Origin of the sequence: Mycolicibacterium brisbanense (assembly GCF_001570425.1) — a bacterium.
GTDB classification, from domain to species: domain Bacteria; phylum Actinomycetota; class Actinomycetes; order Mycobacteriales; family Mycobacteriaceae; genus Mycobacterium; species Mycobacterium brisbanense.
The window spans coordinates 13,446-29,973 of record NZ_BCSX01000019.1; the positions used below are offsets into that span (position 1 = coordinate 13,446).

18 protein-coding genes are annotated in these 16,528 nt (G+C 66.3%); 11 read left to right on the forward strand and 7 right to left on the reverse strand.

Going from position 1 to position 16,528, the window contains the following annotated elements; genetic code table 11:
- Positions 1-10: 10 nt before the first annotated feature.
- Positions 11-1,327 (reverse strand): helix-turn-helix transcriptional regulator, encoded by a 1,317-nt coding sequence (locus RMCB_RS07975; RefSeq protein WP_062828366.1) that lies wholly within the window; start codon positions 1,325-1,327, stop codon positions 11-13.
- A 198-nt stretch (positions 1,328-1,525) separates the two neighbouring features.
- Here RMCB_RS07975 and tkt point away from each other — a divergent pair, with 198 nt between their 5' ends.
- The 11 genes from tkt to RMCB_RS08030 all read left to right on the forward strand — a co-directional run bounded on the left by tkt (position 1,526) and on the right by RMCB_RS08030 (position 11,424).
- Positions 1,526-3,676: a transketolase gene (gene tkt / locus RMCB_RS07980; RefSeq protein WP_062828367.1), complete on the forward strand. Its 2,151-nt coding sequence runs from the start codon at positions 1,526-1,528 to the stop codon at positions 3,674-3,676.
- 112 nt (positions 3,677-3,788) lie between these two features.
- Positions 3,789-4,910 carry a transaldolase gene (gene tal, locus RMCB_RS07985; protein WP_029369226.1) on the forward strand — a complete coding sequence of 374 codons (1,122 nt, stop codon included), beginning with the start codon at positions 3,789-3,791 and terminating at the stop codon, positions 4,908-4,910.
- Between the two features lie 130 nt (positions 4,911-5,040).
- Positions 5,041-5,721 (forward strand): ribulose-phosphate 3-epimerase, encoded by a 681-nt coding sequence (rpe, locus tag RMCB_RS07990; RefSeq protein ID WP_029369228.1) that lies wholly within the window; start codon positions 5,041-5,043, stop codon positions 5,719-5,721.
- 36 nt (positions 5,722-5,757) lie between these two features.
- Positions 5,758-6,231: a ribose-5-phosphate isomerase gene (locus tag RMCB_RS07995; protein ID WP_029369229.1), complete on the forward strand. Its 474-nt coding sequence runs from the start codon at positions 5,758-5,760 to the stop codon at positions 6,229-6,231.
- A gap of 170 nt (positions 6,232-6,401) precedes the next feature.
- On the forward strand, positions 6,402-7,421 hold the full coding sequence (gene fbaA / locus RMCB_RS08000; RefSeq protein ID WP_062828368.1) for a class II fructose-bisphosphate aldolase: 1,020 nt from the start codon (positions 6,402-6,404) through the stop codon (positions 7,419-7,421).
- Positions 7,422-8,144: 723 nt separating this feature from the next.
- Positions 8,145-8,441, forward strand: coding sequence for a hypothetical protein (locus RMCB_RS08005; RefSeq protein ID WP_062828369.1), 297 nt, complete (start codon positions 8,145-8,147; stop codon positions 8,439-8,441).
- Positions 8,438-8,851: a hypothetical protein gene (locus RMCB_RS08010; RefSeq protein ID WP_062828370.1), complete on the forward strand. Its 414-nt coding sequence runs from the start codon at positions 8,438-8,440 to the stop codon at positions 8,849-8,851. Before RMCB_RS08005 ends, RMCB_RS08010 begins: the two co-directional genes overlap by 4 nt.
- Positions 8,848-9,048 (forward strand): hypothetical protein, encoded by a 201-nt coding sequence (locus RMCB_RS08015; protein WP_029369232.1) that lies wholly within the window; start codon positions 8,848-8,850, stop codon positions 9,046-9,048. Before RMCB_RS08010 ends, RMCB_RS08015 begins: the two co-directional genes overlap by 4 nt.
- Positions 9,045-10,466, forward strand: a complete 1,422-nt coding sequence (locus RMCB_RS08020) for an APC family permease (RefSeq protein WP_062828371.1) — start codon at positions 9,045-9,047, stop codon at positions 10,464-10,466. The genes RMCB_RS08015 and RMCB_RS08020 overlap by 4 nt, the downstream gene beginning before the upstream one ends.
- On the forward strand, positions 10,466-11,164 hold the full coding sequence (locus RMCB_RS08025; protein ID WP_062828372.1) for a hypothetical protein: 699 nt from the start codon (positions 10,466-10,468) through the stop codon (positions 11,162-11,164). Before RMCB_RS08020 ends, RMCB_RS08025 begins: the two co-directional genes overlap by 1 nt.
- Positions 11,161-11,424, forward strand: a complete 264-nt coding sequence (locus tag RMCB_RS08030) for a hypothetical protein (RefSeq protein WP_109784207.1) — start codon at positions 11,161-11,163, stop codon at positions 11,422-11,424. The genes RMCB_RS08025 and RMCB_RS08030 overlap by 4 nt, the downstream gene beginning before the upstream one ends.
- Positions 11,425-11,492: 68 nt before the next feature.
- Here the strand turns inward: RMCB_RS08030 and RMCB_RS08035 are convergent, their stop codons facing one another.
- From RMCB_RS08035 to RMCB_RS08060, 6 genes are all read right to left on the reverse strand, one after another.
- Positions 11,493-12,518, reverse strand: coding sequence for an ATP-dependent 6-phosphofructokinase (locus tag RMCB_RS08035; RefSeq protein WP_029369236.1), 1,026 nt, complete (start codon positions 12,516-12,518; stop codon positions 11,493-11,495).
- Positions 12,519-12,868: 350 nt separating this feature from the next.
- Positions 12,869-13,231: a cupin domain-containing protein gene (locus RMCB_RS08040; protein WP_029369237.1), complete on the reverse strand. Its 363-nt coding sequence runs from the start codon at positions 13,229-13,231 to the stop codon at positions 12,869-12,871.
- Between the two features lie 124 nt (positions 13,232-13,355).
- Positions 13,356-13,718 carry a cupin domain-containing protein gene (locus tag RMCB_RS08045; protein WP_062828373.1) on the reverse strand — a complete coding sequence of 121 codons (363 nt, stop codon included), beginning with the start codon at positions 13,716-13,718 and terminating at the stop codon, positions 13,356-13,358.
- Positions 13,719-13,773: 55 nt separating this feature from the next.
- Positions 13,774-14,370: a 6-phospho-3-hexuloisomerase gene (gene hxlB / locus RMCB_RS08050; RefSeq protein WP_062828374.1), complete on the reverse strand. Its 597-nt coding sequence runs from the start codon at positions 14,368-14,370 to the stop codon at positions 13,774-13,776.
- Positions 14,371-14,537: 167 nt separating this feature from the next.
- Entirely contained in the window at positions 14,538-15,524 is a 987-nt protein-coding gene (locus RMCB_RS08055) for a Gfo/Idh/MocA family protein (RefSeq protein WP_062828375.1), read from the reverse strand.
- A 66-nt stretch (positions 15,525-15,590) separates the two neighbouring features.
- A complete protein-coding gene (locus tag RMCB_RS08060) occupies positions 15,591-16,523 on the reverse strand; it encodes an AraC family transcriptional regulator (RefSeq protein ID WP_062828376.1) in 933 nt (310 codons plus the stop codon).
- Between the last annotated feature and the right edge of the window lie 5 nt (positions 16,524-16,528).

Consider the following 16,528-nt stretch of genomic DNA (forward strand, 5'->3'; position numbering starts at 1 on the left):
GGCTACGGCGTCACCGCAGGCCGTGGCTGTTGGCCAGCGCGATGGCCTCGGTGCGTGAGCTGACGTCGAGCTTGCGGAACAGGTTCCGCACGTGGAACTTGACGGTGTTCTCGCTGATGCCCAGCGTCAGCGCGATGGTCCGGTTGCGCTGTCCGGCGACCAGATGCTGGAGCACTTCGAGTTCCCGGGGGGCGAGGTCCCATCCGGCGATGTCGCCGGCGGCGGCCGGGCGGGCGGGCAGGTCGAGGGGGAGCGTGACGAAGACGTCCGCGCCCCAGCGGGGCATGACCTCGATCCGCAACTGCCCGGCGAGCGCCTGGACCTGGCGGTCGAGGCGGCCGATGCTCGGTGCGTCGGGGGCGAGCATGCCTCGACCGTCGTCGCGCACGTTGATCAGCAGGTTTTCGCCGTCACAGTCCCACTGCGTGCGTACCCGGCTGATCTCGGGTTGCTCCATCATGGCCAGCACAAGGCCACGGACGATGGCGCGGCCCGCGTGGGCGACTTCGCCGGGCAATGCCCTGCCGTTCTGCGGCGGCTCGATGAATTCGATCTCCAGGCCGCTGAAGCGCGTCAGCGGTCGCAGATCCTCCCGTAGGCGCTCGAAGGCGATGGCGACCGGCACCTCGACCAGACCCGTCGTGCGGTCGCTGTGCGTCCGCAACCCGACCAGGGCCTTGGCGGCGAGGTCCGTGACGGTCGTGCGCGCGGTCGCGTCGTCGAGGGACGACGAGCGCAAGGCCGCCAGCAGGGTCTCCAGGGTGGTGGAGTGCAGATCGGTCAATTCCGCTGTCACGCGGACACGTTCAGCCGAGGCCGCCCGTGATTCCAGCAGGTACGACGGCGGGGCGTCGGCCACTTTCTCCTGGATGCGCTGGGCGGCGATGCGCCACAGATACGTCACCAGGTCCAGCCCGGTGTCGTGGTCCGCACCGGGCGCCGGCTCCGGATCCGTCAGGACGAGCAGCGCGCCGCTGGAGGCGTGCTTGAGCGCGTACAGCGAGCGCGGCTCGCCGGCGAGCTCAGCCTTGCCGGACCAGAAGGTCTCGTCGCCCAGGCTGGCGCGAAGCGCGTCGAGCTCGGTGATGGACACCCGGGAGATGATCTCTTCGGCGCCGGCCTTCTTCTGCGGCCGTCCGGTGCAGTCTTCGGTGAAGATGACCAGCGCACTGCTTTTCAGGTAGGGCAGGGTAGCGGTGCGCAGGCGCTCGGCTATCTGGATGAGCGGGGCTTCGGCCAACGACGCCACCGTATGCAGAAGCGGCCACGGCAGGTCTGTCGTGAGCAGGGAAGACGCCCTCAGCGGCTGGTCGATGGCTGTGCTCATGCCGGCCAGTCTATCCGCCGAAGACGGGCGTTGAAATCCCCCAGCCAGTCCGAAAGTGTAGTCCTAACCGTCAGAAAATAGCGTTTCCCCTGCCCGTTTGGTTCGCGATCATCGATACCACGCGATCTACCAGAAGCATCCGTGCGGCCCTCACCGGCCGATGACCGAATCAGATGACCGAATCAAAGGGGATAACACGTGACACAGACAGTAGATGTGATCGGCGCCGCGTCCGATTCCACGTCATTGAACTGGACGGCCGAGGACCAGCGCGCTGTGGACACCGTCCGGGTCTTGGCCGCGGATGCCGTCGAGAAGGTCGGCAACGGCCACCCCGGCACGGCGATGAGCCTGGCCCCGGCGGCCTACCTGCTGTTCCAGAAGCTGATGCGGCACGACCCGACCGACGCTGAATGGCTGGGCCGTGACCGGTTCATCCTGTCGCCGGGACACTCGTCGCTGACGCTGTACATCCAGCTGTTCCTCGCCGGCTACGGGCTGGAGCTGGAAGACCTGCAGGCCTTCCGCACCTGGGGCTCGCTGACGCCGGGCCACCCGGAGTACAAGCACACCAAGGGTGTTGAGATCACCACCGGCCCGCTGGGCCAGGGCCTGGCGTCCTCCGTCGGCTTCGCCTACTCGCAGCGTCGCCTGCGCGGCCTGCTCGACCCCGACGCCGCCCCCGGAACCTCCCCGTTCGACCACACCATCTGGGTCATCGCCTCCGACGGCGACCTGCAGGAAGGTGTGACGTCCGAGGCGTCGTCCCTCGCCGGACACCAGGAACTGGGCAACCTCGTCGTGGTCTACGACGAGAACCACATCTCGATCGAGGACGACACCGACATCTCCTTCACCGAGGACGTTCTCAAGCGCTACGAGTCCTACGGCTGGCACGTCCAGCGCGTGGACTGGACCCGCACCGGTGAGTACAAGGAAGACGTCGAGGAGCTGCACGCGGCGTTGCTGGCCGCCAAGGCCGAGACCTCGAAGCCGTCGATCATCTCGCTGCGCACCATCATCGGCTACCCCGCCCCGAAGAAGCAGAACACCGGCAAGATCCACGGTTCTGCCCTGGGCGCCGAGGAAGTCGCGGCGGTGAAGGAAGTCCTGGGCTTCGACCCCGCCAAGTCCTTCGAGGTCGAGCCGGCCATCCTGGCGCACGCCCGCGAGGCCGTGGACCGCGGAGCGGCCGCACGTCGCGAATGGGAAGAGTCCTTCCAGGCCTGGCAGGCCGCCAACCCGGAGGGCGCGGCACTTCTGCAGCGCATCCAGGCCAGGCAGCTTCCCGACGGCGTCGACGCCGTTCTGCCGACCTTCGAAGCCGGCAAGGACGTCTCGACCCGTGCCGCGTCCGGCAAGGTCCTCAACGCGCTGGGCCCCGTGCTGCCCGAGCTCTGGGGTGGTTCGGCCGACCTCGCCGAGTCGAACAACACGACCATCGAGGGATCGCCGTCGTTCATTCCGGAATCGCGCTCGACCAATGCGTGGAAGGGCAACCCCTACGGACGGGTCCTGCACTTCGGCATCCGCGAGCACGCTGCCGCGTCGATCGTCAACGGCATCTCGCTGCACGGCCCCACCCGCGCGTTCTCCGGTACGTTCCTGATCTTCAGTGACTACCAGCGCCCGGCCATCCGCCTGTCCGCCCTGATGGGTGTGCCGTCGGTGTACGTGTGGTCGCACGACTCGATCGGCCTCGGCGAGGACGGCCCGACCCACCAGCCCGTGGAGCAGCTCTCGACGCTGCGTGCCATCCCCGGCCTGGATGTCGTCCGTCCCGGCGACGCCAACGAGGTCGGCGTGGCGTGGAAGACCATCCTGGAGAACCACGAGAACCCGGCAGGCATCGTGCTGACCCGGCAGAACATCCCGACCTTCGCCCGTGGCGAAGGCGCGGCCGAGGGTGACACCTTCGCGTCCGCGGCCGGTGTGGCCAAGGGTGCCTACGTGTTGGCCGAGGCCTCCAAAGACGGCGCCAGTGTCGATCCCCAGGTGATCCTGATCGCCACCGGATCCGAGGTTCACCTGGCGGTCCAGGCTCGCGAAGCACTGCAGGCCGAGGGCATCGCCACCCGCGTGGTCTCCATGCCGTGCGTCGAGTGGTTCAACAAGCAGGACGCCGCCTACCGCGAGTCCGTGCTGCCCGCCGCCGTCACCGCTCGCGTGTCGGTCGAGGCCGGTCTGGCCCTGGGCTGGAAGGAACTGGTCGGCGACGCCGGTCGGTCCGTCAGCCTCGAGCACTTCGGTGCCTCGGCGGACTACAAGCGCCTGTTCAAGGAGTTCGGTATCACCACGGAAGCGGTCGTCGCCGCCGCCAAGGACTCCCTCTCCGCCGCCGGCAAGTGACCCCGTAACTGCCTGGCGCCGGCGCGCCGCGGGACCGCCCACCGGGCCGTCCCGCGGCGCGACCGCAAACCAGCCAACGTATTTCGATATTTGTAAGGAAGAAGCAGAAGCGATGAGCAACGCAACCCCCACTGCACAGCTTTCCAACGCCGGTGTGTCGATCTGGCTCGATGACCTGTCCCGCAATCGCCTCGACAGCGGTTCGCTGCAGAAGCTGATCGACGAGAAGAGCGTCGTCGGCGTCACCACCAACCCGTCGATCTTCCAGGCCGCGATCACCACCGGTAACGACTACGACGCGAAGATCGCCGAGCTGGCCGCGCGCGGCGCCAACGTCGAAGAGACGATCTTCGAGATCACCACCGCCGACGTCGCCGACGCCTGCGACCTGTTCGCGCCGGTCGCCGCCGCCACCGACAACGTCGACGGCCGCGTGTCCATCGAAGTCGACCCGCGCCTGGCGTGGGACGCCGCAGGCACCATCGCCGAGGCGAAGAACCTGTACAAGAAGGTCGCCAAGGACAACGTCCTGATCAAGATCCCGGCCACCCGCGAGGGTCTGGAAGCCATCTCCGCCGTGCTGGCCGAGGGCATCAGCGTCAACGTGACCCTGATCTTCTCGCTGGAGCGCTACCGCGCCGTGATCAACGCCTTCCAGTCCGGTCTGGAGCAGGCTCAGAGCAACGGCCACGACCTGTCGAAGATCCACTCGGTCGCGTCCTTCTTCGTCTCCCGCGTCGACACCGAGATCGACAAGCGCCTCGACGCCATCGGCACCGACGAGGCCAAGGCACTCAAGGGCAAGGCAGGCGTCGCCAACGCGCGCCTGGCCTACCAGGTCTATGAGGAGCTCTTCAGCACCGAGCGCTGGGCACTGCTGGCCAAGGCCGGTGCGCGTCCGCAGCGTCCCCTGTGGGCATCGACCGGCGTGAAGGATCCGGCCTACCCGGACACCCTGTACGTCACCGAGCTCGTCGCTGCCAACGTCGTCAACACCATGCCGGAGAAGACCCTCGACGCCACCTTCGACCACGGCGTGGTCACCGGCGACACCATCACCGGCAAGTACGACGAGGCGAAAGAGGTGCTCAGCGCCGTCGAGGGCCTCGGCATCTCCTACGATGAGGTCGTCGCACTGCTCGAGTCCGAAGGCCTGGACAAGTTCGTCGCCAGCTGGAAGGACCTCCTGGCCGACGTCGAGGGTGCCCTCGCCTCTGCCAAGAAGGGTTCCTAACCCGCCTCCGGGTTGTCTCGGCCGCCGTGGAGACCGAACGGTTTCCACGGCGGCCGGCAACCGGGCCGCGGCGCGATCCGTGGCCGAAGGCCCGCATGCCCTGACTGACCGCTATCGAAAGGCAGACGCCATGTCCGCTGCACCGCAGAAATGCTGTATCAACCCCAGCATCCTCTCGGCCGACTTCGCCAACCTCGAAGCCGAGCTGGCTCGCATCAGCAACGCTGATGCTGCGCACGTGGATGTCATGGACAACCACTTCGTCCCAAACCTGACGATCGGTCTGCCGGTCGTTCAGCGGTTGCAGAAGGTGAGCCCCATCCCGCTGGACGCCCACCTGATGATCGCCGACGCCGACCGCTGGGCACCCATGTTCGCCGACGCCGGCCTGGACTCGGTGACCTTCCATGTCGAGGCGGCCGTCGCTCCCATCAAGCTGGCCCGCGAACTTCGTGCGCGCGGGTCCAAGGCGGGCATGGCGCTGCGCCCGGCCACTCCGGTCGAGCCGTACCTCGACATGCTGCCCGAACTGGACATGCTGCTGATCATGACCGTCGAGCCGGGCTTCGGCGGCCAGGCCTTCCTGGACGTCACGCTGCCCAAGATCCGCCGGGCCCGTGCGGCCGTCGACGGCTCCGGTGTGAACGTGGCCATCCAGGTCGACGGTGGTGTCACCGAGGAGAACATCGCCCGTGCCGCGGAGGCCGGCGCCAACATCTTCGTGGCAGGATCGTCGGTGTACGGCAAGCCGTCTCCCGAGGAAGCCATCGAATCGCTGCGCAAGAACGCCCAGCTCGCATTTGCCAAGTAGCGCCGGATCCCCGACCACTCTGAAGGACCCAGATACATGCGCGTTCATATCGCAACCGACCATGCCGGCATGGAGCTCAGCTCCCACCTGATCGAGACCCTGTCAGCCAAGGGCTACGAGATGGTGAACCACGGGCCCAAGGTGTACGACGCCGAGGACGACTACCCCGCGTTCTGCATCAATGCCGCACTCGCGGTGGTGGCCGACCAGGCCGCCGGCGTGGACGCCCTCGGCATTGTGCTCGGCGGCTCGGGCAACGGTGAGCAGATCGCCGCGAACAAGGTCAAGGGCGTGCGTGCGGCCCTGGTGTGGAACCTCGACACGGCGAAACTGGCCCGCGAGCACAACGACGCCAACGTCGTCGCGGTGGGTGGCCGCCAGCACTCCGTCGAGGAGGCCACCGAACTGATCGAGGCGTTCCTGGCCGAGCCGTTCAGCAACGCCGAACGCCACGTCCGGCGAATCGGCAAGATCGCCACCTACGAAACCACCGGCGAGGTCGTCGAGTAACCCGGCGCTTCCCGCCAAGCGCTCGACGCCTCGGTACGGCAGCCGTCGACCTTCCCTGGCCACAACGCCGGGAGGTCGACGGCTGCGCTGCAGGGAACCGACATTCGTGCGGTGCCTACGGTTGGGCCGAAGCTCGTTCCCGCCGACGAAAACTCAAAACAGGAGGCAGCATGCCCATAGCAACACCAGAGATCTACGCCGAGATGCTCGACCGGGCGAAGTCGGGCGGCTTCGCGTACCCGGCTGTGAACGTCACGTCCTCCCAGACGCTCAACGCGGCCCTGCGCGGCTTCGCCGACGCCGAGTCCGACGGCATTCTCCAGATCACCACGGGCGGCTCCGCCTACTGGTCGGGCGCATCGGCGAAGAACATGGTGGTCGGTTCCCTCGCATTCGCAGCCTTCGCGCGCGAGGTCGCCAAGCAGTACAACGTGAACATCGCGCTGCACACCGATCACTGCCCCAAGGACAAGCTGGACGGTTTCGTGCTGCCCCTGCTGGCCGCCTCGGAGGAAGAGGTCAAGGCCGGCCGCAACCCGCTGTTCAACTCGCACATGTGGGACGGCTCGGCCGAGACCCTCGAGGAGAACCTGCGGATCGCCCGTGAGCTGCTCCCGCGCACCGCGGCGGCCAAGATGGTGCTCGAAGTGGAGATCGGCACCGTCGGCGGTGAGGAAGACGGCGTCGAGAACGCCATCAACGAAAAGCTCTACACCACGGTCGACGACGCGCTGGCCACCATCGACGCCCTGGGCGCAGGCGAGAACGGCCGCTACATAACGGCTCTCACGTTCGGCAACGTGCACGGTGTGTACAAGCCGGGTGGGGTGAAGCTGCGCCCGGAGATCCTGAAGGACATCCAGGAGCAGGTCGGCGCCAAGATCGGCAAGGTCAAGCCGTTCGACCTCGTCTTCCACGGCGGCTCGGGCTCGAGCCAGCAGGAGATCGCCGACGCCGTCTCCTACGGCACCATCAAGATGAACATCGACACCGACACCCAGTACGCGTACACGCGTCCCGTCGCCGACCACATGCTCAAGAACTACGACGGTGTGCTGAAGGTCGACGGCGAGATCGGCAACAAGAAGACCTACGATCCGCGCGTGTGGGGCGCCAAGGCCGAAGCCGGGATGGCGGCACGGCTCGTCGAAGCCACCCAGCAGCTCGGCTCGGCCGGAAAGACGTTCTGACCCCTTCGTAGCGCAGACAGGTGGCAGGGGGTGGTCCCTGTGGGAACACCCCTGCCGTCATAACCACCACAGTCGAAACCGTCACGGCCCGGGCGCTCGCCCGGGCCGTTGTCGGCGTGCGTGCCGGGCGCCGGTGTCGCCGTCGAATAGCGAGTCAGCTCAAAGCCTTTCGGGTGCGCACGGGCCATCGCTGAGGTCGCCCGGGCAGCCCCTGACCGCGTGCGCGGCCCTGGATCGGGTTCGGGTATCACGCCGCTCAGCTGGGCATATCCGGACATCACACGACCTCCCGCGATGTGACCCTTGACACACGCCCCGCGCACGTTGTTCTATTCTTACTGGGAAACAGAGTTTCGTGTCGGGAAACCGATTTTGCGTCGTCATCGGAGTGTCTCCGAGAACGAGAGGTCTTATGGAGATCCACGTGGATCGTCGAGGTCGGCTCGGTGGTTGGCGACTCGTTCGCTCGTCGAGCCTGCTCTCGGCACTGAGGGCAACGCCCCCGTATCCGTAGCGCCGCGGCTCCGTCGACGTCGTGCAGGACGTCGTAGGCCGCTCGTTGGCAGCTCGCCACACTTCGCTGTAATTCGCTGAAATTTCTGTCGCTCACCAATTCGGTGCCCCCCACCATTCTGGCATTCTTCGATGCCGGGAAGAATGCGGCATTGCCGCAGGAAGAGGTAATTTGTCATGGACCCTGGGCTCGATGCACGGATTGAATCCATGTTCAAGCGAGACGTCGGCGTCGCGACTTTACTCGCGGCTTTGATGTGGGCCACGTTGCTGTTCACGTATTTCGCCGCATTCGGCGTCATCGACAACGTGAAAGTCAAGGCAATACTCGCGGTCGCGTTCGTCATCTTGGGAACATTCAACTCACTGGGCCTGCTCTCGATGGCCCGGCGGTACAAGATCGAGCGGGAGCACGTCTACGGCGAGGACATCCACCACCTCGACGCGAACCGGCAGGCCAAGCAGGCCAAGCAGGCCACGCGCAGCGCGGAGGTGACCGCGGCATGACGGATACGACGTCAGCTTCCACGCGGCAGTCCAAGGCCGGACAGTTCGTGGACGCAGCGAGCCTGATAGCCCTGCTGTTCATCACGCTGTTCGTCACGACTTTCGTGTTCGCGCAGGAGGACCAGGCGCCTGCCGCGTCGGAGCCCACCGCCATCTCTCAGCTGAATATGAGCCCGGCCGAAAAGCAACAGTTCGAACTCATGAAGTCGAAAGACATGGTCGACGACGCGACTGTCGGAGATCTGGCAACGGCCAATACGCCGAGCGACAACAAATACACGATCGAATGGCTGCCGCTGATCGGGATAACCGCGCTGGCCGCCGCGTACCTGGCATTCGTGTATCTCATGTCGTTCCGGGAATACCGCGAAGTCATCACAGCCAGGTTCGGACCGGGACGGGAATCATGAATTTTTGGACACTTTTCGAATACGGCGCCTGGGTTCTGGCTGCGCTGGTCGCCGCTTGGATGCTTTTCGACGCGTACAAGGTCAGCCGCGATTACGACGAGGAATTCCTCGTGCACACCATTGAGGATCTCGGCGAGGACGCGCAATGGCAGCATTTCGCCAGCGACTCGGATGACAGTGAAAGGCGTCAATCATGAGCGAAGTCAGTACCGGTGGAGGCACCGAAGCGCTCACGCTGAAGAAGGTGCTCGGCCCGATCCACATCTGGGGGCTGGGTGTCGGCATCGTGCTGGTCGGCGAGTTCATGGGCTGGAACTTCACGGTGGAGAAGGGCGGCCTGTACGGATCGCTCATCGCCTGTTGGTTCGTCGGTCTGCTCTACACCTGTGTCGTCATGATCAACTCTGAGGTCGCGTCGGCGATCCCGGCAGCCGGTGGTCAATACGCCCAGGCCAAGCACTCGATCGGTCCGCTGATGGCGTTCAACGTCGGGCTGTATCTCACCATGGCGTACACCATGCTGGAGGCCGCCAACGCCAACGTTCTCGGCGACCTGCTCACCACGATGTCGGGGTTGCTCGGCAACAAGCAGCACCTGTCGGCCTACCCGTTCGCAGTGCTGGCGATCCTGCTGCTGGCACTGCTGAACTACCGCGGCGTGCTGGCGACACTGTCGGTGAACTTCATCATCACGGGCTTCGCGTTCTTGACCATCATCGCGCTGTTCATCGGGGTGTCCGGCTGGGACATGGGCACGCAGTTCAGCGCACTGGTCTCATCGCCGGATGCCGGGCTTCCCTACGGCTGGATCGGCGTGATCGCGGCCTTCCAGTTCGGCATGTGGTTCTACCTCGGCATCGAGGGCACCGCCCAGGCCGCGGAGGAGTGCCGCTCGCCAAGCCGGTCGATCCCGCTCGGCAGCCTGGCCGGCATCATGACGCTGATCATCGCGGCGAGCCTCACCTGGTACCTGTGCGCGTCACTGCTGCCCTGGCAGTACCTGGGCACGTCGATCACGCCGCTGTTCGACGCTGCGCAGCTCACCCATTCCGGTGTGCTCGTCTGGCTGCTGTTCCTCGGCACGCTGGCCGCGACCCTCGCCTCGGCCAACGGCTGCATCACGGACTCGTCGCGGTCCTGGTTCGCGATGAGCCGCGACCGCTACCTGCCCGAGTGGTTCGGAGCCGTGCACCCGCGGTACCGGACGCCGTACCGCTCGATCCTGTTCCTGGTGCCGGTGGCCATCGCCTTCGCGATCCTGCCGCTGCTGCTGAACAAGCCGACGCTGCTGTCGACCGTGATCACCTTCTCGATCCTGTCGGGCCTGCTGACCTACGCGTTCATGGTCGTCAACATGCTGAGGTTCCGGAAGCTGTGGCCCATCGGCTCCATCAAGCGGGCCTACACGCTGCCGATGCACCCGATCCCGTCGATCGCACTGGCAGTGATCGCGGCGATCGTGTTCTTCGCGACCTACCTGGGTTACGGCACGACCCTGATGTCCATCCTGGTGTTCTACTTGCTCGCATCGGTGTGGTTCGTTCTGCGGCGGTTCAAGTACGTCGACCGGGATGCCGAGTTCACCGCGCCGTTGCCGCGTCCTCGAGGTTACTGATGTCCGGAACGCTCTGGGTCGCGCTGACGATGGCCGTGGTCGGGGCGGTGGTGCTGACCTACCAGCACCGCCGTCACGTGGCCCGCGTTCAGCGCGACCGGGCGGCATTGTTCGAGCACGCGACCGATGTGCTCGAACAATGCCGTGTCGTTCCCCGCGGCCTCGAATTCCCGTTGCTGTACGGCCGATTCGGGGACCGGGACGTCCGGGTGGAGCCGGTGGTCGACGCTCTCGCACTACGCACTGTCCCGGTGCTGCGCCTGATCGTCACGGTGCGTGAGCGCATGCCGGGGCAGCCGAGTTTGTCGGTGCTCAGCAACGAGACCGGAAACGAGTTCTACTCGGGCCACCGCGATCTGCCGCGGTGGCGTGACCCGGCCTGGCCGAAGTGGGTGTCGGTGGCGTGTGATCCCGACGGCGTGGACCGTGAATTGGTCGAAGCCGCAGTCGGTTTGGTCACCGAGGACGCCGAGGTCAAACAGGTTCTGGTGACCGAGCGGGGCGTCCGCTGCGTCGTCCGTGGCGCACAGGCGAATTCGACGGCCTACCGCGTCACTCGGCGGGCCGATCTCTCCGGAGCACGGGTGACGGCGGAGGATCTGCGTAAGGCAGTCACCATGATCGACGGGCTCTGCGATCGGGCCGTCGGCCTGAACCCGCGTCGCCCGGTGGCAGTATCGGAGGCAGAGTCGCTGTGAACCGACTGATCCATCCCTTGATGGTCCTCGGCATCGCCATACTCCTACCGGGAGTGGGCCAGGTGGTGAACGGACAGCCCCGACGGGGCTTGGTGTTTGCCTTCTACATCGTGCTGCTGGGCGTGGTCACCTACATGGTGGCACCACCGGAGGCGTCTGCCATCGGACGAGTGGCCGGAGGGGTTTTCGTGTACGCCCTGAGCCTGCTCGACGCGTACCAGGTCGCTGCCAAGCGGTGGCACAGAGCCAAGCAGGTCTGACGGCAAAGCACTGATTCTGGCCGATCCGCCCTCAGCGGCGGGTCGGCCAGAACCGTTGGGGGAGTAGCTCAGCCGAACAGGTACGCGGCCTCTTCGTAGCGCCTGAGCGGAACGGCCTTGAGGTTGCCGAGGGCCTCTTCGAAGCTCACCTGTTCGATCTCCGTGCCTTTCAGCGCGACCATGGTGCCCCAGTAGCCGGCCACCACGGAGTCGATGGCAGCCATGCCCAGCCGGGTGGCCAGGACCCGGTCGAAAGCCGATGGCACGCCGCCGCGCTGGATGTGGCCCAGGATGGTGGCGCGGGTCTCGATGCCGGTGCGGCTTTCGATCTCGGGCGCCAGCTGGTCGGCGATCCCGCCGAGCCGGGGACGGCCGAAGGCATCCAGCCCCCGCTGCGAGTGCGGCGACTCCAGGTGCTCGGGAACGAACCCTTCTGCCACCACAACCAGCGGTGCCCGCCCGCGCGAGTGAGCGCCCTTCACCCACTGGATGATTTGGTCGATGCTGATCTTCTGTTCCGGGATGAGGATGGCGTGGGCGCCGGCCGCCATGCCGGCGTGCAGCGCGATCCAGCCCGCGTGCCTGCCCATGACTTCGGCGATGATGCATCGGTGGTGCGATTCGCCCGTGGTGCGCAGGCGGTCGATCGCTTCGGTCGCGATCTGCACCGCGGTGTCGAAACCGAAGGTGTAGTCCGTGGCATCGAGATCGTTGTCCACGGTCTTCGGGACGCCGACGATCTTCAAGCCGGCGTCGTTGAGGCGCTTGGCGGCAGCCAAGGTTCCCTCACCGCCGATGGCGATGATCGAGTCGATACCCAGCCGGTCCATGTGCCCTTTGATGACCTCGGGTCCGCCGCCGTTGTCGAACGGGTTGGTGCGGGAGGTGCCGAGGATCGTGCCGCCCTGCTTGGCGATGCCGCGGACCATGCTGCGCGGGATGTCGATGACGTCGCCCTCGACGACGCCGCGCCATCCGTCGAGAAACCCAACGAATTCGAGACCGTGAACGGCAATGCCTTTGAGCACGGCGGCGCGGATGACCGCGTTCAATCCGGGGCAGTCGCCGCCGCTGGTGAGGATTCCGATTTTCATGTTTCGACTCAGCTCGTAGGAGGTAGGTGCGAGGGTTTGGGCACCGCTGGCTCCTCGGTATCGCCGCGCAGCTGCGTCGGTGCGGCTGCGGGCCCGTGACCACTGCTCGGTGGGGTACCAGTGGTTGAGCTCGGCGGTGGTTCGAGGTGGGCGACGCGTCGCGCGATCGTCAAGGGCCGTCGCAGTATTCAAGTGAATTGCGCCGAGGCCGGGCAGTGACGGCATCATCGCGTCGGTGGCGAGATCAGAGGCGTCGGTACCACGTGGGGCGGGTAGAGCGAAGGTTTCCGCGGGATATGGCAGTGGGTTTGTCGGACCCGGGGACATGCCCCGGGCCCGACAAACACTGACTACTTCGCGTAGACCACGAAGAACTTGCGGATGCGCTCCTGGATCTCCCAGGTTCCCGTCCAGCCGATGGGGAAGAAGGCGGCAGATCCGGCTTCGAGGGTGACGGGCGAACCGCCATCCTGCGTGACGATCATGCGTCCTTCGAGCACGTGGATGATTTCACCGCGGTCGATGAACTCCCAGCGGGACAGACCCGGCTGGGCCTCCCAGACACCGGAACGGATGCCGTGATCTTCGTCGATGAACGGAACGGAAGAACGCGTAGCGATCGGGTCGCCCAGCACCTCGGCCGAGGGCTGGCCGAGCTGAGCCACTTCGAGGTCCTCTTCGAAGCGGTCGACGGGCCGGAAAACTTCGGTCATTGGTTGTACCTTTCTGTTTTCTGTTTCTCTGTGCGGGCTTCTCTGTGCGGGCATGGATCCCGTGGCGGTCCCACTCACGCAGACAGGCCCGGGGGTGTCCCCCTGGGCCTGACCGCGGACCGGGTTAAGCCGCGAAGATCACGAAGAACTTGCGGATGCGCTCCTGGATCTCCCAGGTTCCCTTCCAGCCGATGGGGAAGAAGGCGGCAGACCCGGCTTCCACGGTGACGGGCTCGCCGCCATCCTCGGTGACGACCATGCGGCCTTCGAGGACGTGGATCGATTCGCCGCGGTCCAGGAACTCCCAGCGGGACAGGCCGGGGTCGGCCTCCCAGACGCCGGAGAGGATGCGCTCGTCTTCGCTCTTGAAGGGGATGGCGATCCGGGTGGGGATCTCGTCGCCGATCACCTCGGCCAGGGGCGGGGCGAGCAGGGCCTCGTCGAGCTTGCCCTCGAAAAGCTCTGCGGGCCGGATGCTTTCGGTCATCGAATTCAGCTTTCTGCCGTCTGTGGGGAACTGTGGAGGCCGGTAGCGGGCGCGATCACTCCAGGTTGGCGTGGCGCGTCCAGAGTTCCTCGGCCTCGACATCGGTGTGGTCCCACAGCGACTGGAACACGGCCTCGGTGATGACGAACAGCACCTGCTCGAAAAGCGACCCGGCGTACTGCCGCGAGATGTGCGAGCCGTGGTCGGTCTTCTGCGCGGCGGGGATGATCACCAGAGCGTCGGCGAGGCCGGCCAGCGGCGAGTTCGGATCGGTGGTGAAGGCGGCGATGCGGGCGCCGGCCTTCTTGGCGGTCTGGGCGGACTTGACCACACCGGAGGTGGTGCCCGAGCCGGACGCCACCAGCAGCAGGTCGCCGTCGGCGATCGCCGGGGTGGTGGTGTCGCCCGCGACGTGCACGTTCAGCCCGAAGTGCATCAGCCGCATGGCGGCCATGCGCAGGACCAGCCCGCTGCGACCGGCACCGGCCACGAACACTCGGCCGCCCCGAACGAGATGGCGAGCCAGGATGGCCACCTGCTCTTCGTTGACTTTGGAGGTGGTGCTCGCGATCTCGTCCCGAACCAGGGCGACGTTCTTGCTGATGCTGTCCCGGGTTACTTCCGAGGCGGGGTAGGTCTTGGCGGCGGACATGATTCTCTTCTCCTCATCCAGAGGTGGGACTTGATACACATCGTCCTGTCATTTCTGGGTGGGAGGAACGCCAATTTGGGATGGTTTGATCTACCCGTTTGAGTAGGGAGGCTGGCCCGGGCGCCCTCGGTTTCCCGTCGACCGCCACCAAGGCAAGCGTCACACAATTACACGAAGTCGGCCTCGACAAATCGGACGCCGAGTTGCCCCAGCGCATCCTCCAGTGCCCGCTGCACGGTCAGCGTGTCATCGAGCGGCATCACCGCACTCTCGGTGCGGCCTGCTTTCAGCGCCTCCGTGACCTCGATGAGTTCGTGCGAGAACCCGTCTCCCACTGCGGGCAGGTCGAACTGCTCGGAGTCGTGACCTTGCCGGTGCAGCACAAAGGAATTCGGGTGATGGAAGCGCGGCAGGATGTCGATCCACCCTGTGGTGCCGAATATCCGGGCGTGTCCGGGCATCGGGCTGTGCAGCGAGCACATCAGGGTGGCGGTCCGGCCCTCGTCGAAACCGAGCAGCAGGGTCGCGTCGGCATCCACCCCCGACGGTTCGAGCGAACCCAGCGCCGATACCGATGTCGGATTTCCCAGCACCATCTGCGCGAACGACACCACGTAGACGCCCAGGTCCAAGAGGGCGCCGCCGCCGAGTTCGTGGGCGAACACCCGATCGGTCGGGTCGAAGGCCCGCGTCACACCGAGGTCGGCCTGCACCGACCGGACCGTGCCGATCGCCCCCTCGGCGAGCAATTTGCGCGCGGCCACGACCGCGGGCTGGAAGCGGGTCCACATCGCCTCCATCGCGAACACACCGTGCTTGCGCACCGCGTCCACCAGCGATTCGGCTCCCTCGATGGTTGCGGTGAAGGACTTCTCGACCAGCAACGCCTTGCCTGCCGCCGCAGCGGCAAGCCCGATGGCGTGGTGGTGCGTATGCGGGGTCGCGACGTACAGCACATCGATGTCGGGGTCGGCGATGATTTCCCGGTACGAACCGTAGCTGCGCTCGATGCCGAATTTGTCGGCGAATGCGCTTGCCCGATCAGCGGATCGGGAGGCTACCGCGAGCACTGTCGCGTCCGGTACGTGGGCGAAGTCGCTCACCAGCTTCGCCGCGATTCGACCGGGCCCGACGATGCCCCAACGTATCGACATGTGATATCCGTTCTGTGTCAAAGGGTTCGGTGAGATAGTCGCGAGTGTGCGGTCTCGCGTCAAGTCTCAACCCGCAAGGGCGCGGTGTGCGTTGGGGCTGATGCCGTATGCCCGCTTGAACGCGCTGCTCAATGCGAAGGGCGTCGAATAGCCCACCTCCCGGGCCACCGCGGCGACCGTGGCGCGGCTGCCGGAGAGCAAATCGGCGGCCAGCGCCAGCCGCCAGCCGGTCAGGAACGCGATCGGCGGCTCGCCGACCTGCTCGGTGAACCTACGGGCGAATACGGCACGTGAACATCCCACGGCGGCAGCAAGATTGGCGACGGTCCACGGGTGCGCGGGGTTGTGGTGCATGAGCCGCAGGGCAGGGCCGACGACCGGATCCTGCTCGGCCCGCCACCAGGCGGGAGCGTTGCCGGGCTGGGCGAACCAGCTGCGCAGCACCGCCATCAGCAGCAGGTCGAGCAGCCGGTCCAGGTAGGCCTCTTGGCCCGGGCCGTCGTTGCCCGCCTCCGCGGCGAGCAGGTTCACCAGCGGGCAATCCCAGTCGGTGCCGCGCACCACCAGCACATCGGGCAGGGCGTCGAGCAGCCGGGCGCTCACCGCACTGCGGCCCTCGTACGCGCACACCACGGACTGGTTCGCGCCTGCCGCGGCGTTGCCCCACGTTCGCACGCCGAGTGAGAGCTCGAAACGCAGATCGGCGCCCGCGAGCGTGGTGCAGCGCTGCCCGGGGTGGATCACCACCGACGGCGCAGTGGCCGGATCGTCGGCGAACGTGTAGTGCTCGGTGCCGCGGGTCACCGCCACATCCCCGGGATCCAGCCAGGTCGTTCCGCTGGTGTCGCCGACGATGACGGCCCTGCCCGCGGTCTGGCAGATCAAGGTCAGCGGTGCCTCGTCGCGAATACGCATCGACCACGGCGGGTCCAGCTGCATCCGCAACACGAACGCACCCCGCGCCCGCACGCCGTCGAGTAGTCCGGCCAGCGCGTCCACAGCCG